Genomic DNA, 26,134 nt, shown 5'->3' on the forward strand with positions numbered 1-26,134 from the left:
GGGGAGACACAAGCGCCGGGTGTGTGGGAGGCCCGGTCGTCAGGTCACCGCCGGGACTTGACGAAGGCCAACAGGTCCTCGCCGAGCCGCTGCTTGTGCGTGTCGGTGATGCCGTGGGGCGCGCCGGGGTACACCTTGAGCGTGGAGCCCTTCACGAGCCGCGCCGCCTCGTGTGCCGCCGATTCGATCGGCACCACCTGGTCGTCGTCGCCGTGCACGATGAGGGTGGGGACGTCGAACCGCTTCAGGTCCTCGGTCAGGTCGGTCTCGGAGAACGCCTTGATGGAGTCGTAGGCGGCCTTGTGACCGGCCTGGAGGCCCTGCTGCCAGAACGCGTCCCGCATGCCCTGCGACACCTTCGCGCCCGCTCGGTTGGCGCCGAAGAACGGCCCGGCGGCGAGGTCCTTGTACAGCTGGGAACGGTCGGCGATCGACCCGGCGCGCAGTCCGTCGAACACCTCCATCGGAACGCCGTTGGGGTTGTTCGGACCCTTGAGCATCAGCGGAGTGACGGCCGAGATGAGCGCGGCTTGGGCGACCCTTCGGGTGCCGTGCCGGCCGATGTAGCGCGCCACCTCGCCGCCGCCGGTGGAGAACCCCACGAGGGTCGCGTCGCGCAGGTTCAGGGTCTGGACGACCGCCGCGAGGTCGTCGGCGTAGTGGTTCATGTCGTTGCCGTCCCACGTCTGCGTGGAACGGCCGTGGCCGCGGCGGTCGTGCGCGACGACCCGGTAGCCGTTCTCGGCCAGGAAGAGCATCTGGGCTTCCCAGCTGTCGGAGTTCAGCGGCCAGCCGTGGCTGAACACCACCGGCCGACCCGACCGCGGGCCCCAGTCCTTGTAGAAGATCTGCACGCCGTCCTTGGTGGTGACGAAACCGGAGGCGGGTCTTTCGGGAGTGGCGGGGCGCCCGGAAGGCGCGCCGTCCGCTCCGCCCGTGGCGGCGGACGCCTCGGAGCTGGGCCCGGCCAGCCCGACCGCGGACGCCCCGGCCACCGCGAGCGCGGTCATGATGCTGCGCCGACGGTGGCGGCCGTTCGACGAGGCGGTGGAGAGCTCGTCCTCGTTGTCGTTGGTGTGCATGGGGTGGGTCCTTCCTCTTCGCCGATCCGATGGGCGAAGTGACCTGAAGATGGTGGTTGATCCGCCTGCGCAGGTGGGGCGGCCCGAGGCCTCGGATGTGAACGTATCGCCGACCGCGGGTCGTGATCTGGCCCAGCGTGCACACCGCTGGTCTCTCAGCGAACACCCTCGTCGGCGCAGTGTGCGGCTGTCGGGTGTGGTCGGGTCGACGGCGAGTTCAGGGCATCGGAGGCACCGCACTGGGCCCAGGCGGACACGGTCCGCCGTCCCAGCCGGGTCCGAAGTATCCTCCGGGCCGTCAGGAAGGGCCGTATACCGAGGGGTCGCCATCCGGTACCCGGACCCGTCAGGTTCGGGTGAGGAACTTCTCCAGGACGGCGTTGAACTCGTCGGGGTTCTCCAGGAACGGGAAGTGCGAGCCGGCCATCTCCCTGGGAAAGACGTGGAGTTCGGCGGCCGGGACGCGTTCGGCGATGAACCTCTGCGAGTGCGGGTCGATGTGGCTGCCCTCGCAGCCGAGGACCAGGGTCGGCCTGTCGATACGGGGAAGTACGTCGCGCCAGTCCTGCGCGCAGTGGTCGAACAGCAGGGGGACGCCCGCGTACGCGGGGGTGGACTCGATCTCGTCGGCGACGAAGGCGAGGACGTCGGGATCGGTGGCGCCGGTGAACATCGAGCGCACGAAGTCCTGCCGTACCCGGCTTCCGTCGGGGCCGGCGAGGGCGGCACCGAGGTCGAGCAGGCCGGCGACGTCGAAGATCGCACCGGACTCCCGCTGTTCGGCCTCGGTCATCCAGGGCACCGCGGCGACGGCGGCGGGCTGGTCCACGATGACGAGTCGGCGGATCCGGTCGGTGCCGTACTGGTCGATGAAGCTCCACCAGACGGAGGCGCCCATCGACCAGCCCAGCGCGTCGAACGCGGACAGGCCGAGGTGGTCGACCAGTTCGAGGACGTCGCGGGAGAGCCGGGCGATGCGGTAGCCGTGGTGCGGCTTGGCGGAGCGGCCGTGGCCGCGTAGGTCCACCGTCACGACGCGCCGTCCGGTGGACAGTTCCTCGAACTGGTGGCGGAACATCTTCTGGGTCTGTCCCCAGCCGTGCAGCATGACCAGGGGCGTCCCCTCGCCGCCGCTGTCGCGGTAGGCGAGACGGACACTGTCACCGGTGGTGAAGTCCTCCATGGTCTTCCTCCTCTTCGTATCTGTGGGTCTGGCCACGGCCAGGGCGGATCCATGCGCCGGACCACGCCAGGGCGCGCGGACTGGCGGAGACGGGAGTACGGCGCGTCGTCAGCTCGTGACGTGTACCAACTCCAATTCCCAGTCGATGTGTTCCGCCTCGCTGCCGTGGGGTACCCGTGCGAAGCATTCCTTCCTGAGCCAGGTGCGGATCGGCTTGACGGGCATGTCCACGAGCGCGGAGCCGTCCCTTCCCCGCAACAGGACGCGCAGGTCGGGTCGTCCGTGGCACGGGCAGGGTGGCCAGATCCGTACGTCACCGAGGCCGGTGGGGGCGCGTAGACCGTCCCGTAGGAGGTCGCGTGCGAAGATCCACCGCGCGTCAAGCCCCACACCGGTGATCACCTCCAGTGAGAGTGCGAACGGATCTGCCGTGCTGTACCGCCAGCGGACCGTGAGGGGGATCGAGAGGTCGGCGCCGGCGATGAGCCGGCCGTCGAGTGCGAGCTCGCTCGTGGAGTGGGCGGGACGTGGTGACATGGGATTCCATTCCTCCGGTGTCGGGATGTGGTGTACGGGCGAACGGCGGTGACCTGCCGTACGGTCACGCCGGGCTCAGGGCATGGACGGCCTCGATGATGAGGTCGGCCACGAGGCCCGGTTGGGAGAGGGTCACCGCGTGGGAGGCCGTCGCCGCCTCCCTCACCGTCGCTCCGGCGCGATGGGCGGTGAACCTCTGGATCTCGGGGGACAGCGCCCGGTCGGCGCCGGCGATCAACACCCAGGTCGGCTTGCCGCGCCAGGCCGCGACCGAAGCGGTGTCGGTGAAGGTGGTCTCGGCGACGGGACGCTGGATGACGGCCATGACCTCGGCGAGGTCGGGTGGGACATCGGCCGCGAAGACCTCCGGGTAGGCGTCGGCGCGGATGGTGAGCTCCGCGCTCGGGCCGTCGGCGCGGGCGCACGGCGAGCGTTGGAGGCAATCGCGTACCGGCGCGGGCCCGATGCGGTCCTGGAGGTCCGCGTAGCTTTCCCCGGCGTCGGGGAGGTAGGAGGACACGTAGACCAGGCCGACGATCCTGGCCGTCGCCCCGGCCGCGCTGATCACGGCCCCTCCATAGGCATGGCCGACCAGGACCACCGGGCCGTCGATCCGGTCGAGGAAGGCGCTGAGGTAGGCCGTGTCGTGGGCCAGGCCGCGCAGCGGGGTGGCGGCGGCGAGGACCGGGATCCGATGGCGCTGGAGTTCGGCGACGACCCCTATCCAACTGCTGGTGTCGGCGAATCCGCCGTGGACGAGGACGACGCTCGGGGCGGTGGTGGGCATCAGGGAGCCTTTCCGGGCGGGGTGGCGGCCGGCGGTTCTTCGGTCACGGCATGAGGTCTTGGCGGCCCGGATCCGAGGCGTGGGTCTGCCACTGGCTCGGGGAGATCCCGAAGGCGTCGCGGAACACCCGGCTGAAGTGCGCGGCGCTGATGAAGCCCCATCGGTGGGCGACGACCGCGACGGTGCTGGTGCGGCTCGGGGTGCGGGCGAGTTCGCGGCGGCATTCCTCCAGGCGTCGACGGCGCACCCACTGGCCGACCGTCACGCCCTGCTTCTGAAAGAGCTTGTGCAGGTACCGCACCGAGATGTGGTGTGCACGAGCGATGCTCTCCGGTGACAGATCGGGGTCCATCAGGTTCGCGTCGATGTGGCGGCGTATCCGGGACAACAGTTCGGCGCTGGTGGCCATCTGAGGTGCGTTCTCCTTCTCCAGGAGATCGGTGATGAGGAGGGAGAGCAGATCGGCGGCATGGTGGGCCAGCCGGTGGCGGGAGGTGGGAAGCTCGTGGTGCGGTCGGCCCGTGGCGCGCTCCCAGGTAGCGAGTTCCAGCAGGAATCGGGAGGCCAGCGAGCCGATCCCGGTGCTTCCGGGGGCACGCAGCCCGTTGAGGTGGGCGAGTTCGCCGCGCGCGGGGGCAAGGTAGAAGCGGGGCACGCGGAACCAGAGGAAGGTGCTGGACACGGCGTGCAGGAGGTTCGGGGGCTGGGGGGCGCTGCTGATCAGCAGGTCGCCCGGCTCCAGGGGGGTGTCGACGCCGTGGGACCGGATGAGCGCGGTTCCTTGGCGGTAGACGCCCACGTGCAGGTGGTCGTCGGGTCCGGTGCCCGGGGGTGGTGGCAGGAGGTCTATGCGGGTCGGCCCGCCGCCGGCCCGCGACTTGACGCGCGCGGGCGGGACCGTTTGGGGCATGGCTGTGGTGTCCGACGGGATCACGGGAATTCCAATCCGGGGTGAAGGGGAGCGGCTGGGCGGGTGATCGGCCGGGCGGGCCGCGAGGACGACTCGACGCCGGGGTCCGCCGGGTCGCTCTCGGGTGGCTCTTACGGATCCCGCCGGTTGAGCCGCGTCACGCGGTGCCGGGCGGCGGGGGTCAGGCGAGATCCGGAGGAAACCGGCCTGGTCGGTAACGGACGGAAAGCCGGGCATACGCTGCCGGCGGCGCGGGCGCGACGACGCGCGGCAGGACTCGTGTCAGCCCTGCGCGCGGTGGTTCGGGTGAACAGCGGCGGCGTCGCGCCGCCGGCGGAAGTGGCCCGGATACCCGGCCACCCCGGCCACCCCGGCCACCAACCAGGTACTCAGGCCGGCGTGGCCGGCCGCCCTGGCGGGTGCATGGCGCGGGAGCGGGGCGACGTGCCGACCGTCGTCGGAGCGGTCACGGCCGTGGTGACGGCGGAGTGATTCGGACGTAACCACCCGACGGTCGGCGCTGATGTCGTCGTCCGCGTGGCGGAGCGTCTCCCGCGTCCGACACCGGCCGTGGACCCCGCTCGGCGGCGTTCCTTCCCACCGTCGGCGTGGAGCGTCGTTCTCGCCCCCTCCTCGGTGACCGAATCGTGCACGGCTCCGTACTCCTCTCGACTGGGCCGGTCCCCGGGGCCCGGTGTCACGCGGCCCTTGGACCCGGGCCCTCGGCCGGCCCTGGTGTGCCTCTGGCCTGGAAGAAGTCTGACGCGCGTGCCCCAGGCGGCACCACCGACGGCCGTAGGGAATGTCCGGAGCCGCTTCCTCACTCTGTAGCAAGGCCGGCGCGCAGCAGAACCCGCAGGTCAGGAGGTGTGTATCAGGGGGTGCTCAGTGGCGCCGGCGCGGAGCCGGCCACCAGGTCGCGGATCCGCAGGCCCAGGTGGAGCAGCAGCCGGTTGGCGCCGCTGTCCAGGTCCAGTCCGGTGATCTGCTGGATCTGCCGCAGGCGGTAGTAGAGCGAGGTCCGGTGCAGGTTCAGGGCCTCGGCGGTCCTGGGCGCGGAACCGCCGTTCTCCAGGAAGCAGCGCAGTGTCTCCTCCAACCGCTGGGTCGCGGGACCCTCCAACAGCCGCCGCAGCGGCTGGGGGACGAGGGACTCGTTGAGCGCGTGCTCGGGAAGCTGCATCAGGACGGCGAACTCGCCGAGCGTCTCCCAGTCGCCCACCCGCTCCAGATGTGTCAGTCGCCGCGCCGCCGCGGCGGCGACCCGTGACTGATCGGCGGATATCCACGCGTCCGCGAGCCCGGCGCGACGGCCTCCGATTCCGACCACGGCGCACGCGCGGTCGCCCAGGAAGGCCTCCAACGCCCCGAGGGCACCACGCGATTGGGCGGCGAGTTCCTCCGGACGCGGCTCGCACTCGAAGGTCTGGAGCAGGACGGCCCGGTCCGCCCCCACCGACAGGAGGCCGCGCGCGGTGCGCGTATGCACCAGTGCCTCCAGAGCACCCCGCAACGCCGCCGCGACCTGTCCGGGAGGCAGCGCGGGCGCCGCCACGCGGACCGTACTGACCACACAGTGCGCCCGGTCGAGGAGTAGCCCTTGGTCGATCAGCAGCCCCCGCGCCGTGGTCCGTTCCATCCCGTCGGAGCCGAGCAGTCCCTCCAGCAACCGCCCCTGCCTCCTGGAGGCCTCGTCGGCCGCCATCCGGTCGGCGTACAGCTGCGCCGCCACGCCGGGGGTGGCCTCTTCGATGGCCGCGGTCTCGGTCTCGGTCAGCCGCCCGTTCGGGGCGACCACCATGAGGACGCCCAGCAGGTGGCCGCGCTCCCGCAGCGGCACGCAGTAGCGCGGCAGCAGGCCGAGGTCGTCCCGGCCCGCGAGGAATCCGGGTCGGGGCCACTGCATCACGCCCTGCGCCAGGACGTGCCGGATGGCCTCGGTGCCCGCCAAGCCCTGGAGCAGGGTGTGGATGCGCACCGGGTCCTCGTCCCCGTAGTGACGGCTCGTGCAGATCATCCGGACGAGTTCGTCGTCGATGACCACCGATCGTCCCAACTCCGCCGCGAGCGCGTCGACGAGCGTCTGTAGGGCATCACTGGCACCGCGTGCCCGCCGAATGGAACCCGTCACGATGAAACCTTCCGCTGCCTGTCCTTGCCGTGTGCGGATCGGGGGTTGGTCACCTGTGCGGGACGCCGCCGCATGACGGCGGGTCAGCGGGCACGTGTGGGGACCTCCGATCAATGATGATCTTGCCTGGGAGTGCACTCGGCGGCGTAGGTCATTTGACTGTCGGAACAGCCCTCGACGCCGCGGGGCCGTGTGACGACCGACACCCGCGGGTGGATTCGGCCACGGTCGGCTTCCTCGTCGTCCCCGTGTTGGGGTGGTCGCGGACCGGTGGCGGTCAGCGACCCCGCACCGTGCCGAAGTAGTCGGCCAGGGTGGTGATCGCCGCCGGGTTGCGCGGGCTTTCCACCAGATCCACGTAGTCGAGCACGATGATCCGCTTGTTCTTGACCGCGGACACCTGGGCGAGGGGCGGGTACGACAGGAGGAACTGCTTCTTCTGCTCCGCCGTGGTGTCCCCGTAGTCGTTGATGACGATCACTTCGGGGTCGCGTTCGACGACGCTCTCCCAGCCGACCGTCGTCCAGGAGTCCGCCAAGTCCTGCATGACGTGGTCACCGCCCGCCTTCGTGATGATGTCGTGCGGGGCGGCGAAGCGTCCGGAGGTGAACGGCTTGTCCTGGCCGCTGTCGTAGAGGAAGACGCGGGGGCGCTCCGAGCCCTGCGGCGCCTTGGCCTGGGCGTCGGTGACCTGCTTCTTGAAGCCGGCGATCAGTTCCTGTGCGCGACCCTCGACACCGAAGAGCTTTCCGAGGTTGGTCAGGTCGGTGTAGAGCGCGTCGAGTGGCGGCATGATGCCGCGCGCCGAGGCGGGTCCGTTGCGGCAGGACTCCGTGAGGAGGTAGGAGTCGATGCCCACCGCTCGCAGGGAGTCGGGGGTGAGGCCCTTGTCCTCGCCGAAGCCGTAGTTCCAACCCGCGAAGACGAGGTCGGCGCGGGCGTCGAGGACCAGTTCCTTGGTGATCTGTTCCTTCGAGAGCCATTTCGCCTTGTCGTAGCCGCCCTTCCACGGAACGGCGGCCAGGTCGCCCTTGTCGTCCGGCATCACGAATCCCGCCATCCGGTCTTCCAGACCGAGCGCGAACATGATCTCGGTGATGCCGACGTCGTTGGTGACCACGCGCTCGGGGCGCTTGGCGTACGTCACCTGCCGTCCGCAGTTCTCGATGGTGACGGCGGCGGTCGCGGTCGCGGCGGTACGGTCCTCACTCGTTGCGGGGGACGCGACCTTGGCACCGCATCCGGTGAGGGTGAAGGCCAGTGCCACGGCCGCTGCCGTGACCGTGGCCGTACGCAGGCGGATCATCGAGGGGTCTCCTGTCGCTGAGGGTTGATTCGGTCGAAGAGCAGCTGTACGGCGTCGGTTTCCGGATGCCGTACGCGGTGGGCGCGGACCCCGAAGACCTCGGCCAGCAGCTCCGGGCCGAGGACGTCTTGCGGGGCGCCGGAGGCGACGATGCGGCCCCGGTCGATCACGTACAGGACGTCGCAATAGCGCGCGGCGAGGTTGAGGTCGTGGAGCGCGGCCAGGACGGTCAGGCCGAGCCCCCGAACCAGTTCGAGCACGTCCAACTGGTGGGCGATGTCGAGGTGGTTGGTCGGCTCGTCCAGTACCAGCACCCGGGGCTGCTGGGCGAGCGCGCGGGCGATGAGGGTGCGCTGCTTCTCGCCACCGGAGAGGGTGAGGAACCCCCGCTCGGCCAGGTGCGCCGCGCCGACGCGGGCGAGGGCGTCCGCACAGATCCCGTCGTCGGAGGAGGCGGAGGCGGAGGTCGAGGCAGAGGCAGAGGCGGAAGTGGAGGAGGCTGCGGTGCGGCCGATGCCGGCGCCGCGCCGGCGGTGGGGCAGCCGGCCCATCGCCACGACCTCGGCGACCGTGAAGTCGAACTCCGCCGAGGATTCCTGAGGCAGTGCGGCCAACAGCCGGGCCCCGGCCCGTCCGTCCATGGCGTGCAGGTCCTCGCCGTCCAGCCGGACCGCACCCGCGGCCGGGCGCAGGGCCCGGTACACGCAGCGCAGCAGCGTCGACTTGCCGCTGCCGTTCGGTCCGACCAGGCCCACTACCTGCCCCGAGCGCGCGGCGAGCGTGACGTCCCGTACCAGGAGGGCGTCCGCGACCTCGATCGAGAGGCCTTCGACGTCGAGACGCATCAGCGGCCCCCGAACGCGTAGCCGCCGCGGCGGCGCATCAGCAGGAGGAAGCAGGGCACGCCCACGACAGCGGTGATCACGCCCACGGGCAGTTCGGCGGGCGCGAGGAGGATCCGGGAGACGATGTCGACCCAGACCAGCAGCACCGCGCCGGCTACCGGCGCCACGGCGAGCACCCGTCGGTGGTCCGCACCGACCAGCATTCTGACGACGTGGGGCACCATCAGCCCGACGAAACCGATCGCCCCGCTGACCGCCACCACCGTTCCCGTGACGGCTGCCGTGACCACGAAGAGTTGACGGCGCATCCGGCCGGCGTCCAGGCCCAGCGCGGCCGCCGTCTCGTCCCCCATGGCCAGCGCGTCGAGCCGGCGCGCCGACAAAGCGAGGTAGGTGATTCCCGCGAGCACCGTCGCGGCGGCGACCGGCACCGAGCCCCAGGTCGCGCCGCCGAGGCTGCCCAGCAACCACATCATCGCGGACCGGGCCGCCTCGCCGCGGTCCGCGCTGAAGACCATGAGGGTGGTGACCGCCGAGAAGCCGTAGCTCATGGCCGTTCCGGTGAGGACCAGCCGTAGCGGCGTCAGCCCGTACGCGGTGCGCGCGGCGGCGTAGACCAGCAGCATCGCGAGGAGTGCCGAACCGAACGCCGACACCGACAGGGCCCACACCCCGAGCGCGGAGAACGCGCCGAGCAGGATCACCGCGTTCGCGCCGACCGCGGCCCCCGAGGAGATTCCCAGGACGAAGGGGTCGGCCAGCGCGTTGCGCACCATGGCCTGGACGGCGACACCCGTCGCCGCCAGCCCGGCGCCGACGACTGCCGCGAGGACGGTGCGGGGCAGCCGGATCTCCCACACGATGGTGTAGGCGGCGACCTCGTCCGGCCGGATCGTGCCGCCGGTCAGGCCGGCCCGCAGCAAGCGCACCACCTGCCCCCACGGCAGGCCGGACGCTCCGAGGCCCACCCCACCGACGAGAGAGACCAGCAGTACGGCGGCCAGCGCCGCGGTCAAGGGCACCAGGGGTATCCGGCGCGGTGGAGCGGGGGGCACAGGCGGGTCCTTCGCGTCGGGCCGCCTCGGAAACACACGAGGAGCGGCCCGCGACCGGTCGACGTACTCGGCGGCGCCCGCGAGGCATCCCCTCTCGCAGTCCGCGGCGAGTGGTCGGGAAACGATCTGCCGTCCCCCGGACGATCGGGCTCGCGCGATCCGCCTGCCGGGCGCTCGCGCATACCGTTGCGGGTCAGCGCCGGTCTCTCACCGGACTTCAACCACGGGACGCACGAGCAGGGTAGCAATCGGCCCACCGGGGCGACACAAGTACCCCTGGTGGGACGGGCACACGCGAAACCCCGGACCCCGGCCCGGTGGGGCGGGGTCCGGGGCGCGGGGCCGGACATCGGTCGGTCTGTCGCCCTGGCGTCAGGTGGAGGTGTGGGCGGCCTTGTCCGTCGTGGTGGCCTCGTCTTCCTGAGGCTCCGCGGCGGGCGGTTGCGCAGTGGGCGGGGTGCGGACCAGCAGCGCGACCAGCACGGCCAGGGCCGCGAGGACGGCGCCGACGGCGAATCCCCACCGGATGCCCGTGGCCAGGGCGCTGGTGGCGTCGGCGCCGTCGGCCGCCGCCGACGCGGCGCGGCCGGACATGACGCTGATCACCAGGGCGGTGCCGGCGGCGGCCGCGACCTGTTGCAGCGAGCCGAGGATGGCGGAGCCGTGGGGGTAGAGGTGCGGCGGCAGGACGGACAGGCCGGAGGTGAAGAGGGGGGTGAAGACGAACGCCATGCCGGTACTCAGGGCCACGTGAAGGGCGAGCACCAGCCACGGGGAGGTCTCCTCGCCCGTGAGGGCGAACAGGCCGAGGCTGAGCGCCGTGAGGACGGATCCGGGTACGACCAGGCGCGGTGCGCCGAGTCGGTCGTAGAGCTTGCCGACCTGCGGTCCGAGCAGACCCATGGTCAGGCCGCCGGGGATGAGGAGCAGACCGGTCTGCAGTGAGGTCAGGCCGCTCACCTCCTGCAGATAGATCGGCAGCACGATGAACGCACCCATGAGCGCCATGAAGGACAGGCACATCAGGCCCAGAGCCACGGAGAAGTGTCGGAACGTCAGGGTGCGCAGGTCCAGCAGCGGTGTGGACGAGCGCTGCAGTGCCAGTTGTCGCCACACGAACAGGCCGACGAGGACGGCGCCGGCCGGGGTCATGACCTCCGGGGGCACGGGGGCCTGGGCCTCGTTCCCGGCACCGAGCCCGCTCAGGCCGTAGACCAGGGCGCCGAAGCCCACTGCCGCCAGGGGGACGGACAGCCAGTCGATGGGGGCGGCCTGCGGCTCGCCGACGTTGACCAGTTTGCGCCGGCCGAATATGGCCATGGCTCCGGCGATGGGCAGCACGGCCAGGAACAGCAGACGCCACGTCCCCAGCTGCAGCAGCACGCCGGAGACGGCGGGCCCGAGGGCGGGGGCGACGGAGATGACGAGGGTGATGTTGCCCATGACACGGCCGCGCTCGTGCGGGGGAACGAGGGTCATCAGTGTCGTCATGAGCAGCGGCACCATGACGGCGGTGCCGCAGGCCTGGACGACACGGGCGACCAGCAGCACGGGGAAGGCGGGTGCGGCCGCGGCCAGGGCCGTGCCGGCGAGGAACAGTGCCATGGCCAGGCTGAAGGCGGTCCGGGTCGTCACGCGCTGGAGGAACCACCCCGTCACCGGGATGACGACGGCCATGGTGAGCATGAAGGCCGTGGACAGCCACCCGGCGGCGGCCGCGGTGACCTCGAACTCGCGCATGAGCCGCGGGATCGCGTTGACCATGATCGTCTCGTTGAGGAGGACGACGAACGTGGACAGGACGAGAATCCGCAGCACGGCGGTGACGCGGGCGGGCGAGGGGATGGGTGTTTCGTGTGGTGCGGGCATGGCGCCTTCCGTCGTGTGAGTGTCCTCCGCGCGGGGCGGTCACTCTGACAGACTGCGGCGCCGGGAAGAACTCATCGGTATCCCCCTGATCCTGTCGGTGCCGCCGCCCGAGCTCAAATCATTTTCGCCGACACCGGTCAGCGCAGGACCGAGAACGGCAACGTCCGGACGGCCTGGAGCGCGGCGTACAACTCGGCCGCGCCGACCGGGTCGGCGACGGTGCGTCCGGTGAGCTCGCGGATCCGGCGCAGCCGCTGGCGGACGGTGTTGGCGTGGCAGTGCAGGGCCCGCGCGGCCTCCTCCGTGGAGCCGGAGGCCGCGTACCACGCGGTGAGCGTGCCGATCAGCACGGTGCGCTGCTCGGCCGGGAGATCGAGCAGCGTGCCGAGGACGGAGCGGGCCATCCGGGCCGCGACGTCCGGGGAGTGGACCACCAGTGCGGCGAGCGGGCCGTCGTCGAAGGTGGCGACCGGGGGGCCGGTCGGGTCGGCGGTGGCCAGGGCCAGCCGGGCCAGTCGCAGGCCGGTGGCGCAGTCGGCGAGGTTCGTGAAGACCGGGCTGGCCCCGTAGCGGAGGGTGGCCGACCGTTGGAGCACGGTCAGCAGCCGCTCCAGGGTGCGCTGGTCGCGGACCGAGACGAGCCCGGCCAGTAGGCCGGCGGTACGACTCCAGGCGGAGGCGATGCCGTGAGCGGCGAGCCGGTTCCCGAGCTCGGGCACCGGTCCGGGCGGCGGATCGGCGACCAGCACGACGAACAGCCCCTCATACGGCAGGCGCAGGACGTCCGCCGCCCGCCAGAGGGCCTCGGTGGTGCGGGCGGTGCCGTCGAGGAGCTCGGTGAGGGCCGGGGTCCGGTGGCCCGCCTGGTCGGTGGCGCCCGACGGGGCACGCTGGTAGGCGGCGGTGATCTCGTTGGCGCCGGTCTCGATCAGCCCGAGCAGGCGGGCGGCTCCGTCGGGCAGCACGGCCAGCGCGTGGTGGCCGCTGTGGCGTGCCTCGGCGGTCAGCTCCTCCAGCAGCATCCGTCCGCCGGCGTGGTAGGCGGCGATCACGGCGGGCAGCGGGACGCCCTGGCCGGCCCGGCGCAGTGCGGTGGCGGTGGCCGGGGCGGGGCTGTAGCGCCCTGTCAGGGCGCGCAGGGTGTAGGTCAGATGGGCGCGGCAGGAGCCGCGCAGCTCCTCGACGGAAACCAGTCGGCGGTAGGCGGCGGTGCCCGAGGGGGCGAGGATCCGGTCGACGGCGCGTTCGCTCAGTTCGGTCAGCCGCCCGTTCAGGGCGGTGGCCAGTAAGCCGATTCGTCGATCCGTCGTGTGGGTGGTGACGGGGCTATCGGGCATGAACGCACCTTAAACGAGCCGTACGGCATTACCGAACAATGTATGTCATTGTCGTTGTCGTCGCTCACATGATCGAGCTCCGCATCCTGTCCGACACTCCATCACCCGGCGCGCACCGTCCCACTGATCATCGTGCAGAACCTCGTAACCCCCGACCGATCCAGGGACACCCATGCGATTCCCGCGCACCGCCATGCCCGCGTTCGCCGCTCTGCTGGCCGCCCTCGCGACCGCCACGCCGGCCGCCGCCGTGGACAGCGGTGACCTCCACGACGCCTTCTACACTCCCCCGCCCGGTGAGGTCACCGCCGGGCCGGGCGAGGTGATCCAGCGCCGAGCCGCCGATTTCCGGGTCGAGCCGACGGGCCTGATCAACCAACACGTCCGCTCCTGGCAGGTGCTCTACGGCTCCGGCGACGCCGACGGCCGCCGGATCGCCGTCTCCGGCACCGTCCTCGTCCCCGAGGCCCCGTACGGCGGGCCGGGCCCGCGCCCCGTCGTCGCGCACGCCATCGGCACCCACGGTCTGGGCGACCGGTGCGCCCCCTCCCGGGCGCTGGCCGACGGCACCCAGTACGAGACGATCGCGATCAAAGCGATGCTCGACCGCGGCTGGGCCGTGGTCGCCACCGACTACCAGGGGCTCGGCACTCCCGGTGGACACAGCTACGTGAACGGGCGGGCCGAGGGCCAGGCCGTGCTCGACTCGGTGCGCGCCGCCCAGCGGCTGCCCGAGGCGGGGATCGCCCCCGACGCCCCCGTCGTCATCGCCGGTTACTCGCAGGGTGGCCAGGCGGCGAGTTGGGCGGCCGAGCTCCAGCCCTCGTACGCGCCGGAGTTGAAGCTGCGCGGCGCCTCGATCGGGGCGCCCGCCGCGGACCTCCTGGCGGTCGCGAAGGGGGTGGACGGCAGCCCGGCCTTCGGCTTCGGCCTGACGGCCGCCGTCGGCCTCAAGCACGCCTACCCGGAACTCCCGCTGGACGAGCTGTTCACCGACCACGGCCGCGAGCTGCTGGCCGACATCTCCGACGACTGCACGCTGGAGATCGCCACCAAGTACGGGATGCACAGCTGGGACCGGTTGACCACCGAGGACCCGTTCGCACGGGCCGACTGGCGCGGCCGGCTCACCGAGCAGCAGGCCGGGCGACACCGCCCCGCGGTGCCGGTGCGGCTGTACCACTCGCGCCTGGACGACGTGATCCCGTATCGGGTCGGCGCCGAGCTCAAGGACCGGCTGTGCGGGCTCGGCGCGTCGGTCGACTGGGACACGTCCCTGGTGCCCACGCACATCGCCGCCTTCTACGCGGCCACCCCGGCGACCGTCCGGTGGCTGGCGGACCGCCTCGAAGGCCGGCCGGTGGAGAACGACTGCTGACCTCTGCCGACCTCCGGAACACCCCGTCGGCGTTCCATGTGACGAATCGTCGGATGGAGTGAAAGCCCGGCAGGTGACGTACCGCTCCTTTCGGTACGTGCGACGGTCATGGCATGAAGAAGATCGCGACACTCATGTCCCCTCTCGCCGCGGCGACGGTGCTCCTCGCAGGCTTCGCGACCCCTGCCCACGCCGGCCCCTACTGGAACAAGACCGTCAAGTGCAATGCGACCGACCCCGACGGCCGGAAGATCCCGACCCGGGTCGGCAACGGCGAGCTGGGCTGGAACCACTTCAGCGGTGCCCACAACATCAGGAAGTGCGCGCTGGTCAACATTCCGCTCCAGGGCAATGTCGACAAGGTGGACGGGGCGAACATCCAGTACTGGGGCTGGGCCTCCAACCGTGCGCACGGCCGGGTGAAAATCGTCGTCAAGGTGCGCTACGCGCGCAAGACGGTCGACAAGCGGTACGACGCCGGGCCCGGGAACGTGATCGGGGTGATCACGGCGTACTGCAACGGCATGACGAAGTGTCCCGGCTGGGTGAACGAGTGAGTGATCCGGTGAGCGAAGACGAGAACGAGATCGACGACCTTCAGGTGGAGGTGGCCGGCCTTCTGCTGGACCATGTCTACGCACCCCTGCTGGAGGACCAGCACGTGCGCGGCGTGATGCCCGCTCCCGCCGGAGCCCCGGCCGTCCGGGTGGTCCTCGGCGACCGCGGGGAATCCGAGCCGGCCCGACTGACGGTGTACGAGATCCCCTTGGGTTCGGGCGAGGAGCTCCGCACTCCGCACGACGTCGTCGCCCTGCTCCGCGCGGTTCACACCGGCACGCACATCTACCCCTCGGACAGGGTTTCCTCCGTGATGGGGATGGACCTGTACGTCGTCGACCCGGCCCATGTGAAGGAAGCCCCCTTCACCACGGACGACTGGACGTCCACCCTTCTGCGTTGCCTGGCGCACCCGTCCGAGGAGCGGTCCCCCGCACGGCTGCGCGGGTTCCTGTTCCGGGAGGGAGGTCTTCTGCGCCTGTACATGGACAGCGAGGAGGTTGCCGGCGTGATCGCCGCCGACGTCCGGCCGGGCGGTGCGCTGACCGCCCTCCTGGCCGCACTGCCCTCGCTGCTCGGCGAGGAATGGCGGACCTCCGGCAGCGCGGACGACCCGCACTGCCGGTACCTCGTGGACCTCACCCACTGGTGACCGCCCCGACCGGCCCCCGCGTGCGATCAGGCCCCTCTCCGATGGCTAACAGGCGGGGGAGGATCCCTTCTGGCCCTTGAGGTCACGGTTGTACAGCCACCCGGTGGTGTTCGTGCCGTCCACGCGTACGAACGTCCACTGGTTGCCGTACGAGTTGACGATGTAGCAGTGGTACCAGAGCTTCGTGCCGTTCTTGACCAGGCTGCCCCGCGAGCACTGCTGGTACGGCGCGGCCAGCAGGTGGTGGTCGCCGGAGATGTAGCCGTAGGTCCCGGGCGTCGGGTCCCTGTGGGTCCAGCCCGCGCAGCCCGTCGGTGTGGGGCTCGGCCGGGTCGGGGAGGGTGAGGAACCCTTCGTGGAGGGCGAGGGCGAGCCCGACTTCTTCGGGGCGCCGGTGGACGGCACCGCCCGGGGGCCGGAACCGGAGGGCGAGGGGGCCGGGGTGTGCGCTCCCGGCTGCCCGCCGGCCGCCGGGGAGCCGCCGGGCGTCGGCGCGACCGCCCGCGCCGGATCGTCGTCGCCGCCCGAGGTCACCGTGTAGGTGACGCCCGCCGCGGCGAGTACGGCGACGACCGCGACGGCCACCGCGGCGAAGCGCCGGCGCCGCACCCGGTCCACGGCCTGCGGCTGACCGGGTGGGGGTCCCTGCGGCGGGAATCCGGGTGGGGAGGCGGGGGCGTAGGGCTGCGGAAACGATACGGCGCCTGCGCCGGCGGAGTCGAAACCGCCCGGCGGCGGGGGTCCGAAGCCGGGAACGGGGGTGGACGCGGGCGCGAACGCGGACGCCGGGGTGGACGCGGGGGTGGACGCGGACGGCACGCTGGGGATCGGCGGGACCGCGCCGCCGCCCGCCGCCACCTGCTCCAGCATCGCGCGGGCCTGCTCGGCGGTGGGTCGGTGCTCCGGATCCTTCGCCATCAGCGCCCGCAACACGGGGGCGAGGGGCCCCGCGCGGCGGGGCTCGGGCAGTGGGTCACCGACGATCGCGGCCAGCGTGGACCACACGGAGGTGCGGCGGAACGGCGAGACGCCCTCCACCGCCGCGTACAGGGTCATCCCGAGCGACCAGATGTCCGACGCCGGGCCGGGTTCCCTGCCCTGCGCGCGCTCCGGCGGCAGGTAGTCCATCGAGCCCACGATCTCACCGCTGCGGGTCAGCTTGGCCACGGCTTCGTCACCGGTCGAATCCATGGTGGCGATGCCGAAGTCGGTGAGCACGACCCGGCCGCCGCGCTCCAGCAGCACGTTGCCCGGTTTCACGTCCCGGTGCAGCACGCCCGCGCGGTGCGCGGCGTCGAGCGCATCCATCAGTTTGGCGCCGATCGCGGCGGCCTCGTGCGGATCGAGCGGGCCGTTCCGCGTCACCACCTCGTCGAGCGAGGGGCCGTCGACGAGTTCCATGACGATGACGGGCAGACCCTGCTCGTGCGTCACGTCGTGCACGGTGACCACGCCGCCGTGCCGGATACGGGCGGCGGCCTGTGCCTCGCGCTCCATCCGCGAGCGCAGGTCGGCCAGTTCGGCTTCACTGGAGTCCGTGTAGGCCCGCAGGACCTTGACGGCGACCTCGCGCGCGAGCAGTTCGTCGACGGCCCGCGCGACCACGCCCATGCCGCCGCGGCCGATCACCGAGGTCACCCGGTAGCGTCCGCCGAGCACCTTTCCGGCCAGGTCCCCGTCGTTCGCTTCCTCCGCTTGGCCCGCTGGCACCGCATGCTCCGTTCCACCACCGGTCGTCCGGCTCGACTGTCTGACGGGGCACAAGCGTAGATGCATGATCCCCGGGCGGATCGCGCGGCTACCGTCAAGCTCACGCGTGACGGGGGCGGGTCATGCGACCCAGGGTTTCCACACCTTCTCGTTGCGCTCGACCCACCGCTTCGCCGCCTCCCGCGGCGAGAGCTTCTGCTCGGCGATCATCAGGGACACCTCGTTCTGCTGTTCCTTGGTCCAGTGGAACCTCTTGAGGAACGCGGCGGCCTCGCCGCCCGCGTTCGCGAAGCGCGTGTTCAGGTACTTGCGCAGGGGTGTGTGCGGGTAGGCGCAGGCCACCTTCTGCGGATCGTCCGCGCAGCCCTCGGTGTACTCGGGGAGCTTCACCTCGGTCATCGGGACGCGCTCGAAGAGCCACTGGGGCTCGTACCAGTACGTGAGGAAGGGCTTGCGCTCCTTGGCGAACTGCTTGATCTGGGTGATCTGGGCCGCCTCGGAGCCGGCGAAGACCACTTCGAAGTCCAGGCCCAGGTTCTTCACCAGGGCCTTGTCGTTCGTGACGTAGGAAGGGGAGCCGTCCATGAGCTGGCCCTTGCCGCGGCTTTCCGGGGTGCGCAGTCGGTCGGCGTACTTGTCGAGGTTCTTCCAGTCGGTGACGTCGGGGTGGGCCTCGGCGAAGTACGTGGGGACGAACCATCCGATGTGGCCGGTCACCCCGAGGTCTCCGCCGGGGGTGATGGTCTTCTTGCCCCGGACGTACCGCTCCTCCTGCTCGGGGTGGCCCCAGTCCTCCAGGATCGCGTCGACGCGGCCCTGGCTGAGGGCGTCCCAGGCGGGGACCTCGTCGACCTGGACGGTGTCCACCCGGTACCCGAGTTCGTGTTCGAGGAGGTACGAGGCGACGGCGGTGTTCGCCTGGGCGCCGACCCACGACTGGACGGAGAGCGTGACGGTTCTCGCGCCGTCCGCGGCGGCGTACGGGGAGGACTGGCGGGTCATGTCCGCGGCTCCGCAGCCGGTGAGGACGGCGAGTCCGGTGGCGGCGGCGAGGACGGCCGCGCCGCGTCGGCGCGGGGGGCGCCGGTGATGTGCGTCGCGCATGTCAGGCCTCCTTCGCGGGCTGGGTGACACGGTCGAGGAGCAGGCCGAGGCAGACGATCGCGGCGCCGGCCACCAGGCCGGTGGCCAGGTCGCCCTGGGCGAGGCCGAGGACGACGTCGTAGCCGAGGGCGCCACCGCCGACGAGGCCGCCGATGATGACGACGGCGAGGACGAGGACCATGGCCTGGTTGACGGCCAGCAGCAGCGCGGGCCGGGCGAGGGGCAGTTGGACTTGTCGCAGCAGCTGCGAGCGGGTCGCGCCGAGCGAGCGCGCGGATTCCACGGTGGTCGGGTCCACCTCGCGCAGGCCCTGGACGGTGATCCGGACGACGGCGGGGAGTGCGTAGACCACGGCGGCCGCGGCGGCGGGTGCGCGGCCGACGCCGAACAGCGCCACCACGGGGATGAGGTAGACGAACTGCGGCAGGGTCTGGCACACGTCGAGTACGGGCCGCAGCAGCCGCTCGGCGCGGGCGCTGCGGGCGGCGCCCACGGCGATCGCGAAGCCCAGGACGAGCGTGACCGCGACGGCGACCAGGACCTGGGAGAGCGTGTCGAGGGAGGCCTCCCACACACCGAGCACGCCGACGGCGGCGAGGGCGAGGACCGCGGTGAGCGCGGTGCGCCAGGTGCCCGCGCGCAGGGCGAGCCCGAAGGCCACGAGCAGGAGCAGCCACCAAGGCGTGGCCTGGAGTACGCCGCGCAGCGGGTCGAGGAGCCGGCCGGTGAAGCCGGCGGCCCAGTCGGCGGTGCCGCCGACGACGGGTACGCCGGAGTAGAGGTGGTCGGTCATCCAGGCGACGGCCGAGTTCACCGGGTCGGCCGGGGAGACGGTCCAGGAACCCGGCCACACGGTGCTGCCGGCCATCCGGCCGACGACGGCGGCGGCCACCGCCGCGAGGAGGGTGAGCAGGCGGCCGTACCAGCCGCAGAACACGCGGCGCAGCAAGTGCTGTTCGCCGGGGGGTACGGGGTCGGCGCCGATCCGGCGGCCGGCGGCGTCGGCGGTGCGGTCGAGCACGACGGCGAGCAGCACGATCGGGATGCCGGCGGCGAGGGCGGCGCCGACGTCCACGGAGGCGAGGGCCTGGTAGACGCGGTCGCCGAGGCCGCCCGCGCCGATCACGGAGGCGATGACGGCCATGGACAGGCCGGTCATGACGGCCTGGTTGACGCCGAGCAGGAGCTGTCGGCGTGCGAGCGGGAGGCGGGCGGTCAGCAGCCGTTGGCGTCCGGTGGTGCCGAGCGAGGTCGCGGCCTCCAGGACGCCCGCGTCGGCTTCGCGCAGGCCGAGGGCGGTGAGGCGGGCCATGGGCGGGGCGGCGTAGACCACGGTGGCCAGGACGGCGGCGGGCACGCCGATGCCGAAGACCAGCACCATCGGCAGCAGGTACGCGAAGGCCGGGAGGATCTGCATGGTGTCGAGTACGGGGCGCAGGAGGCGGTCGGCGCGCGTCGAGAGCCCTGCGGCGAGGCCGAGCAGTGCGCCGAGTACGACGGAGGCGGCGACGGCGACGACCATCAGCGCGAGGGTCTGCATGGTCGGCACCCACATGCCGAGCAGCCCGCAGGCGGCGAAGGCGGCGGCGCAGGTCAGCGCGAGCCGGATGCCGGCGAGGCGCCAGGCGACCAGCGCGGCCAAGGCGGTGACGCCGGTCCAGCCGGCGGCCAGGAGGAGCACGTAGACGACGCGGACCGCCACCACGACCGCGTTGCTGACGTGGCCGAAGAAGTAGAGGAACAGCGGGTGGCTGTCACGGTGGTCGATGATCCAGTCGCCGACGCGGCCGAGCGGGCCGGACAGGTCGACGGCCAGGGCCGTGGGCCAGCCGCCGGCGCCCGGGAAGGCCACGGCGAGGGGGATCAGCAGGACGACGGCGACGCCCATGGGAAGGAGGAACGCGCGGCGCGCGGCGAGGCCGTGCAGGACTCTGCGGGGGCGGTCCTGCGCGGCGGGCGCGCGGTGGGAGGAGCCCTGGCCCGCGGCGGACCGTTCGGCGGACTGCGGGGCGTCCGAACGGGTGGCGGCGGCGCGGCTGTCGGCCGGGGTCTGGGCCGGTATGTGGGCCGGCGCCGGGGTGTGGGCCGGCGTGTGGGTCGGGGTCGCGGTCATGCGCGCCACCTCCGGGCGTCGGCGGCGGGGGCCGTGGGATGGGCGGGGCAGGTCATGCCGCCACCCCCCGTCCGGTCGTGGCCGGGAGCCCGGCCACCACGGCGAGCAGCGCCGCGTCGTCCACGACGCCCAGGCAGCGGCCGTGGTCGACCACGCGGGCCGGACCGCCGCTGCGGGCGACGGCCTCGATGGCCTCGACCACGGTGGTCGCGGGGTGCAGCGCGGGCCCCTGTTCGGCCTCGCCGGCAGCGGCGGGGCGCATCGCGGTGCGGACGGTGAGCACCTGTTCGCGCGGGACGTCGCGGACGAAGTCCCGTACGTAGTCGTCGGCGGGCGAGCCGACGATCTCCTCGGGCGTGCCGAGCTGGACGATGCGGCCGTCGCGCATCAGCGCGATCCGGTCGCCCAGGCGCAGGGCCTCGGCGAGGTCGTGGGTGATGAAGACCATGGTGCGGCCCTCCTCGTGGTGGAGCCGGGCGACCTCCTCCTGCATCTCGCGGCGGATGAGGGGGTCGAGCGCGCTGAACGGCTCGTCGAAGAGGAGGACTTCGGGGTCGCAGGCCAAGGCGCGGGCCAGGCCCACGCGCTGCTGCTGGCCGCCCGAGAGCCGGTCGGGGTGGCGGTGCTCCAGTCCTTCGAGGCCGACCTTGGCGACGAGCTCCAGGGCCCTGTCCCGGCGGTCGCCGCGTGCGACGCCCTGGATCTCCAGGCCGTACGCCACGTTGTCGAGGACGGTGCGGTGCGGGAGCAGGCCGAAGTGCTGGAAGACCATGGCGACGCGGCGGCGGCGCAGGGCGCGCAGTCGGGCGGCGTCCATGGCGATGACATCCTCGCCGTCGATGGCCAGACGCCCGGCCGTGGGCTCGATGAGCCGGGTGAGACAGCGTACGAGGGTGGACTTGCCGGAGCCGGACAGGCCCATGACGACGAAGACCTCGCCCTTGCGGACGTCGAAGCTGACGCCACGGACGGCGGCCGTGCATCCGGTGCGCTCGCGCAGTTCGGCGGCGGACAGGTCGGCGTCGGCGGAGCCGGGGACCTTCGCGGCGGCCTTGTCCGGGCCGAAGACCTTCCAGAGGCCGTCCACGGAGAAGACGGGGTGCGTGCCGACCGGGTCGGTGGCGGGCGTGGCGGTGGTGGGTGTGGCGGGCGTGGTGTTCATCGGGTACCACCGCCCCGGGTGAGCAGCTCGGCTGCCCTTTCGCCGACCATGAGCACTCCGATCATCGGGTTGACCGCGGGCATCGTCGGGAAGACGGAGGCGTCCGCGATGCGGATGCCGTCGAGCCCGCGGATCCTCAGGTCCGGGCCCACGACGGCCTCGGGGTCGTCGACGGCGCCCATGCGGCAGGTGCCGGCCGGGTGGTAGACGGTGTGGGCGACGGAGCGGGCGTAGGCGCTCAGTTCCTCGTCGCCGGTGATCTCCGGGCCGGGGCACACCTCGCGCCGCAGCCAGGAGGCGAGCGGCTCGGTGGCGGCGACCTCGCGGGCGAGCCTGATGCCGTCCACGAGGGTCCGGCCGTCGTAGTCGTCCTCGTCCGTGAAGTAGCGGAAGTCGAGGGCCGGTTTGACCTCGGGGTCCGCGCTGGTCAGGTAGAGGCGGCCGCGACTGCGGGGCTTGGGGATGTTGGGGGTCATCGACACCCCGTGCGCGGGGCGTTCGTAGCCGATGCGCTCGGGGTTGTCGGTGAAGGGGACCTGGTAGAAGTGGAACATCAGGTCGGGCCCCGGCGAGTCGGGGTCGCGCCGGACGAACAGCCCGGCGTCGCTGTCCATCGCGGAGTTCTCCGGTATCGGCCCGTCGGTCTCCCAGACGATCACCGACTCGGGGTGGTCGAGCAGGTTCTCCCCCACTCCCGGCAGGTCGTGTACGGGCGGGATGCCGAGGGCTTCCAGGTCCGCGCGAGGACCGATGCCGGAGTGCAGCAGCAGCCGCGGGGTGTCCACGGCGCCGGCGCATACGAGCACCTCCCGGCGGGCGGCGACCAGGGACTCCGTACCGTCCGCCGCGCGTACGTGGACTCCGCGCGCGCGGGTGCCGTCGAGTTCGAGGCGGTAGGCCCAGGTCTCCAACAGGATGTGGAGGTTGGGGCGTTCGTCCATGACGGGGTGCAGGTAGGCCACCGACGCGGAGGAGCGCTTGTTGTCCTCGGGGTGGTAGGCGAGGTCGAAGAAGCCGGCGCCCTCGTGGAAGGGCTTGCGGTTGAAGCCCTCGACGCGCGGGACGCCCAGGGCGGTCCGCGCGGAGTCGACGAAGTCGCGGGCGATGGCGTTGCGGTCCTTCTCTGCCACCGGGACGATGTTGTTGAGGAGCTTGTCGTAGTACGGGTCCATGGCGGCCGCGTTCCAGCCCTCGGCTCCCGCCGCCTCCCATTCGTCCCAGTCGGACGGAAGCGGCTTGAAGGCGATGAGGGTGTTGTGCGAGGAGCAGCCGCCGAGGACGCGGGCGCGGCTGTGGCGGATGTGCGAGTTGCCGCGGGGCTGCTCGGTGGTGGGGTAGTCGTAGTCGAGTTCGCCGCCCAGCAGGCCCATCCAGCGGCGCAGGGTGAGCACGTCGGGGCGGTCGACGTCGCTGGGGCCGCCCTCGATGACGGCGACGGTGACGTTCGGATCCTCGGTCAGGCGGGAGGCGATCACCGATCCGGCGGTACCGCCGCCGATGACGACGTAGTCGTACTCCGGCTCGTGCTTCGGCTTGTGCCCCGGCTCGTGCTCGGCGGGCGTGGGGGTGTTCGTGGGGGTGGGGGTGTTCGTGGGGGTGGTCATGGTGGTGCTCCTCTGTCAGCCCGCTCAGCCCGCGAACCAGCGCACGGGGCGCGGGGCGAGGTTCTGGTACACGTGCTTCGTCTCGCGGTACTCGGCCAGGCCCGACGGGCCCAGTTCGCGCCCGGTGCCGGACTTGCCGAAGCCGCCCCACTCCGCTTGGGGGAGGTAGGGGTGGAAGTCGTTGATCCAGACGGTGCCGTGGCGCAGTCGAGCCGCCACGCGGCGGCCACGACCCGGGTCGGAGGTCCACACGGCGCCGGCGAGCCCGTACTCGGTGTCGTTGGCGAGCGCGAGGGCCTCGGCCTCGGTGCGGAAGGTCTCGACGGTCAGGACCGGCCCGAAGACCTCCTCCCGTACGACGCGCATCCCGCGGTGGCAGCGGTCCAGCACGGTCGGGCGGTAGAAGAATCCGGGCCCGTCGGGCCTCCGGCCGCCGGCGCGGAGCACGGCTCCCTCGGCGAGGGCGGAGGCCACGTACTCCTCGGTGCGCTCGCGCTGGGCGGCGGACACCAGCGGTCCGCACTCCACGCCCGGGTCGGTGCCCCGGCCGAGGCGGATCCGGTCGGCGCGGCGGGCGAGTTCGGCGACGAAGCGCTCGGCGACGTTCTCCTCGACGATGAGGCGGGAGCCGGCGGAGCAGACCTGGCCGCTGTGCATGAACGCCGCGTTGAGGGCCTGGTCGACGGCGGTGTCGAAGCCCTCCTCGGTGGCGCAGGCGTCGGCGAAGACGACGTTGGGGTTCTTGCCGCCGAGTTCGAGGGCGACCTTCTTGACGGAATCGGCGGCCGCGCGCATCACCTTCGTACCGCTGGCGAGGCCGCCGGTGAAGGAGACGAGTGCGACGTCGGGGTGGGCGGCGAGGCGCGCGCCGACGGGGTCGCCGGGACCGGTGACCAGGTTCGCCACGCCCGCCGGCAGACCGGCCTCCGCCAGGAGTTCGATGAGGGCCACCGTGGACAGCGGGGTGATCTCGCTGGGCTTGAGGACGAAGGTGTTGCCGGCGGCCAGGGCGGGTGCGATCTTCCAGGAGGCCTGGAGGAGCGGGTAGTTCCACGGGGTGATCAGGGCGCAGACCCCGACGGGCTCGTGGACGACGACGCTGTGGACGTCCGGGGTACCGGCGTCGACCACGCGGCCCGCGCTCTCGCCGGCCACGAGGTCGGCGAAGTAGCGGAAGGCGTCGGCGACGCAGTCGACGTCCACACGCCCCTCTTCGAGGGTCTTGCCGGCGTCGCGGCTCTCCAGGAGCCCGAGGCGTTCGCGGTCGCGGTGGAGGAGGTCGGCGGTACGGCGCAGCAGTGCGGCCCGCTCCAGGACGGGCGTCCGGGGCCACTGCCCGCCGTCGAAGGCCGCGCGGGCGGCGCCGACGGCGGCGTCGGTGTCGGCGATGTCGCCCTCGGCGACGACCGCCAGGACCGTGGCGTCCGCCGGGTCGAGGACCTCTCGGGTCGCGCCTGACACCGCTGACCGCCAGGTCCCGGCGATGTGGATGGTCTTCTGCTCGGACACGACGCGCTGTACCTCCGGTGCGGACGCCGCGGCTGACCCGCGGCGCTGTTCGTGCCCGCTTGCCCGGACCTCCCCAAGCCATGCCCTTTACGTCACTGGAAGTGACTGGAGTCACTCCACGCACTGCGCCCGTGCGGCCACTTGTCCGGGCGGCGGGACGGGGAGGGGAGGGGCTTCGGGAGGTGTGCGCCCGGAGCGACGGTCAGCCGGTCGGCAGGCCCAGTCCGTAGTAGGTGACGTGGTAGTCGCCCACGTACGCGGCCTCGCCGCCGACGATCAGGTCGGTCGGCTCGCTGACCCCTGCCGCTCTCGCCGTCGCCACGAGCATGTCCGCGAGTGCTCGCCCCTTCGGTTCGCCGGGACCGCCCGCGTCCACGCGCCACATCGGATCGCCGTCGCCGAAGGTCGCAGCCGTCCCCGGGTACCGGTCGACCGTGCCCCAGCCGAGTGCGGCGGGATCGACCTCGTCCGGGGCGAAGCAGGCGATCGACAGGCGGTCGCGGCACACCACGTCGAAGAGGAGCGGCGCACTGCGGCCGTCGCGCCCGTAGAGCGGCATCGAGACGCCGATGCCGAGGGCGGTGGTCTCGGCGGGCAGGGCGCCGAGGAAGTCCCCCAGCGACCTGGTGACGGTCTCCCAGCTACGGGCGCTCCAGCCGCCCGGGAAGCCGAGGCCCACGTTGGCCGGGTCCCGATTGGTGCCGAAGAAGCCGCTGATCGAGTGCTCTTCGCCGACTCCCTGACGCCAGAACCAGTTCTCCGCCGGGTCGGTGGGCTGCAGGACGAGCTCCGGCCCCGACGTGCCGGCGCGCAGTTCCAGGGTGTCCGGCCTGCCGCGCCAGCGCACGAAGGGCGTGCCCCAGAGTTGCCCGCTGTCGTAGAAGGGTCCCAGGTCGCCGTGCGAGCCGATGACGGACGGCTTGCCCAGCGCCGCGGTGATTTCCTCCCGGGCGGCGCGGAAGGCGGCGGCCTGCGCCGCTGCGTCCGACGCGGCGATCGCCACCGGCACCGCGAGCTCCACGTACGACTCGCCGTCGACGTACCGTTCCTCGTACGTGCCGACCGGACGGAGGCGGGCGTCGCCCGAGGGGCGGCCGGTGATCAGGACGGGACTGTCCGGCGTCCCCTTCCAGGCCCAACCGAGTTCGGTCGCCAAGGCCCGCACACCGTCCGGCGACCAGCCGCCGCTGTCCGCCGCGACGAGGCGCCGGGCGAGGTCCGCGATGGATTGCCCTGCGCCGGATTGCCCAGTGATGGATTGCCCAGTGATGGATTGCCCTGTGGCGCTTCCCTGTTGATCGT

General features: G+C 72.2%; 21 protein-coding genes. 3 read left to right on the forward strand and 18 right to left on the reverse strand.

Annotated elements, in window-relative coordinates; translation table 11 throughout:
- Positions 1–44: 44 nt before the first annotated feature.
- The 11 genes from M4D82_RS01545 to M4D82_RS01595 all read right to left on the reverse strand — a co-directional run bounded on the left by M4D82_RS01545 (position 45) and on the right by M4D82_RS01595 (position 13,042).
- Entirely contained in the window at positions 45–1,082 is a 1,038-nt protein-coding gene (locus tag M4D82_RS01545; RefSeq protein WP_249764257.1) for an alpha/beta fold hydrolase, read from the reverse strand.
- 346 nt (positions 1,083–1,428) lie between these two features.
- A complete protein-coding gene (locus M4D82_RS01550) occupies positions 1,429–2,265 on the reverse strand; it encodes an alpha/beta fold hydrolase (RefSeq protein ID WP_249764258.1) in 837 nt (278 codons plus the stop codon).
- A gap of 108 nt (positions 2,266–2,373) precedes the next feature.
- Positions 2,374–2,802: an SsgA family sporulation/cell division regulator gene (locus tag M4D82_RS01555; RefSeq protein WP_249764259.1), complete on the reverse strand. Its 429-nt coding sequence runs from the start codon at positions 2,800–2,802 to the stop codon at positions 2,374–2,376.
- 64 nt (positions 2,803–2,866) lie between these two features.
- A complete protein-coding gene (locus tag M4D82_RS01560; RefSeq protein WP_249764260.1) occupies positions 2,867–3,589 on the reverse strand; it encodes an alpha/beta fold hydrolase in 723 nt (240 codons plus the stop codon).
- A 43-nt stretch (positions 3,590–3,632) separates the two neighbouring features.
- Positions 3,633–4,499, reverse strand: coding sequence for a helix-turn-helix domain-containing protein (locus M4D82_RS01565; RefSeq protein WP_249764261.1), 867 nt, complete (start codon positions 4,497–4,499; stop codon positions 3,633–3,635).
- Between the two features lie 874 nt (positions 4,500–5,373).
- Positions 5,374–6,630, reverse strand: coding sequence for a PucR family transcriptional regulator (locus tag M4D82_RS01570; protein ID WP_249764262.1), 1,257 nt, complete (start codon positions 6,628–6,630; stop codon positions 5,374–5,376).
- A gap of 277 nt (positions 6,631–6,907) precedes the next feature.
- Positions 6,908–7,936 carry an ABC transporter substrate-binding protein gene (locus tag M4D82_RS01575; RefSeq protein WP_249764263.1) on the reverse strand — a complete coding sequence of 343 codons (1,029 nt, stop codon included), beginning with the start codon at positions 7,934–7,936 and terminating at the stop codon, positions 6,908–6,910.
- Complete coding sequence (locus tag M4D82_RS01580) at positions 7,933–8,781, reverse strand: ABC transporter ATP-binding protein (protein WP_249764264.1); 849 nt, start codon at positions 8,779–8,781, stop codon at positions 7,933–7,935. The genes M4D82_RS01575 and M4D82_RS01580 overlap by 4 nt, the downstream gene beginning before the upstream one ends.
- Positions 8,781–9,836 (reverse strand): FecCD family ABC transporter permease, encoded by a 1,056-nt coding sequence (locus M4D82_RS01585; protein ID WP_502988851.1) that lies wholly within the window; start codon positions 9,834–9,836, stop codon positions 8,781–8,783. The genes M4D82_RS01580 and M4D82_RS01585 overlap by 1 nt, the downstream gene beginning before the upstream one ends.
- A 372-nt stretch (positions 9,837–10,208) precedes the next feature.
- Entirely contained in the window at positions 10,209–11,705 is a 1,497-nt protein-coding gene (locus M4D82_RS01590) for a DHA2 family efflux MFS transporter permease subunit (protein WP_249764265.1), read from the reverse strand.
- Positions 11,706–11,842: 137 nt separating this feature from the next.
- Positions 11,843–13,042 carry a PucR family transcriptional regulator gene (locus M4D82_RS01595; RefSeq protein WP_249764266.1) on the reverse strand — a complete coding sequence of 400 codons (1,200 nt, stop codon included), beginning with the start codon at positions 13,040–13,042 and terminating at the stop codon, positions 11,843–11,845.
- 172 nt (positions 13,043–13,214) lie between these two features.
- Here M4D82_RS01595 and M4D82_RS01600 point away from each other — a divergent pair, with 172 nt between their 5' ends.
- From M4D82_RS01600 to M4D82_RS01610, 3 genes are all read left to right on the forward strand, one after another.
- Complete coding sequence (locus M4D82_RS01600; protein WP_249764267.1) at positions 13,215–14,420, forward strand: lipase family protein; 1,206 nt, start codon at positions 13,215–13,217, stop codon at positions 14,418–14,420.
- A 113-nt stretch (positions 14,421–14,533) separates the two neighbouring features.
- Positions 14,534–14,977, forward strand: a complete 444-nt coding sequence (locus tag M4D82_RS01605) for a hypothetical protein (RefSeq protein WP_249764268.1) — start codon at positions 14,534–14,536, stop codon at positions 14,975–14,977.
- 8 nt (positions 14,978–14,985) lie between these two features.
- The gene (locus M4D82_RS01610; RefSeq protein ID WP_249764269.1) at positions 14,986–15,630 is read left to right on the forward strand and encodes a hypothetical protein; all 645 of its coding nucleotides are present in this window, start codon (positions 14,986–14,988) and stop codon (positions 15,628–15,630) included.
- Between the two features lie 45 nt (positions 15,631–15,675).
- Here the strand turns inward: M4D82_RS01610 and M4D82_RS01615 are convergent, their stop codons facing one another.
- The 7 genes from M4D82_RS01615 to M4D82_RS01645 all read right to left on the reverse strand — a co-directional run bounded on the left by M4D82_RS01615 (position 15,676) and on the right by M4D82_RS01645 (position 25,997).
- The gene (locus M4D82_RS01615) at positions 15,676–17,340 is read right to left on the reverse strand and encodes a serine/threonine-protein kinase (protein ID WP_502988852.1); all 1,665 of its coding nucleotides are present in this window, start codon (positions 17,338–17,340) and stop codon (positions 15,676–15,678) included.
- Positions 17,341–17,460: 120 nt separating this feature from the next.
- Positions 17,461–18,444, reverse strand: a complete 984-nt coding sequence (locus tag M4D82_RS01620) for an ABC transporter substrate-binding protein (protein ID WP_249764271.1) — start codon at positions 18,442–18,444, stop codon at positions 17,461–17,463.
- A 1-nt stretch (position 18,445) separates the two neighbouring features.
- Positions 18,446–20,557: an ABC transporter permease subunit gene (locus M4D82_RS01625; RefSeq protein ID WP_249764272.1), complete on the reverse strand. Its 2,112-nt coding sequence runs from the start codon at positions 20,555–20,557 to the stop codon at positions 18,446–18,448.
- A 52-nt stretch (positions 20,558–20,609) separates the two neighbouring features.
- Positions 20,610–21,719 carry a quaternary amine ABC transporter ATP-binding protein gene (locus tag M4D82_RS01630; protein ID WP_249764273.1) on the reverse strand — a complete coding sequence of 370 codons (1,110 nt, stop codon included), beginning with the start codon at positions 21,717–21,719 and terminating at the stop codon, positions 20,610–20,612.
- A complete protein-coding gene (locus M4D82_RS01635; protein WP_249764274.1) occupies positions 21,716–23,323 on the reverse strand; it encodes a GMC family oxidoreductase in 1,608 nt (535 codons plus the stop codon). The genes M4D82_RS01630 and M4D82_RS01635 overlap by 4 nt, the downstream gene beginning before the upstream one ends.
- 24 nt (positions 23,324–23,347) lie before the next feature.
- The gene (locus M4D82_RS01640; RefSeq protein ID WP_249764275.1) at positions 23,348–24,832 is read right to left on the reverse strand and encodes an aldehyde dehydrogenase family protein; all 1,485 of its coding nucleotides are present in this window, start codon (positions 24,830–24,832) and stop codon (positions 23,348–23,350) included.
- A 202-nt stretch (positions 24,833–25,034) separates the two neighbouring features.
- Entirely contained in the window at positions 25,035–25,997 is a 963-nt protein-coding gene (locus tag M4D82_RS01645; protein ID WP_249771373.1) for a hypothetical protein, read from the reverse strand.
- Between the last annotated feature and the right edge of the window lie 137 nt (positions 25,998–26,134).

This window comes from Streptomyces sp. RerS4, from assembly GCF_023515955.1.
Taxonomy (GTDB): Bacteria; Actinomycetota; Actinomycetes; order Streptomycetales; family Streptomycetaceae; genus Streptomyces.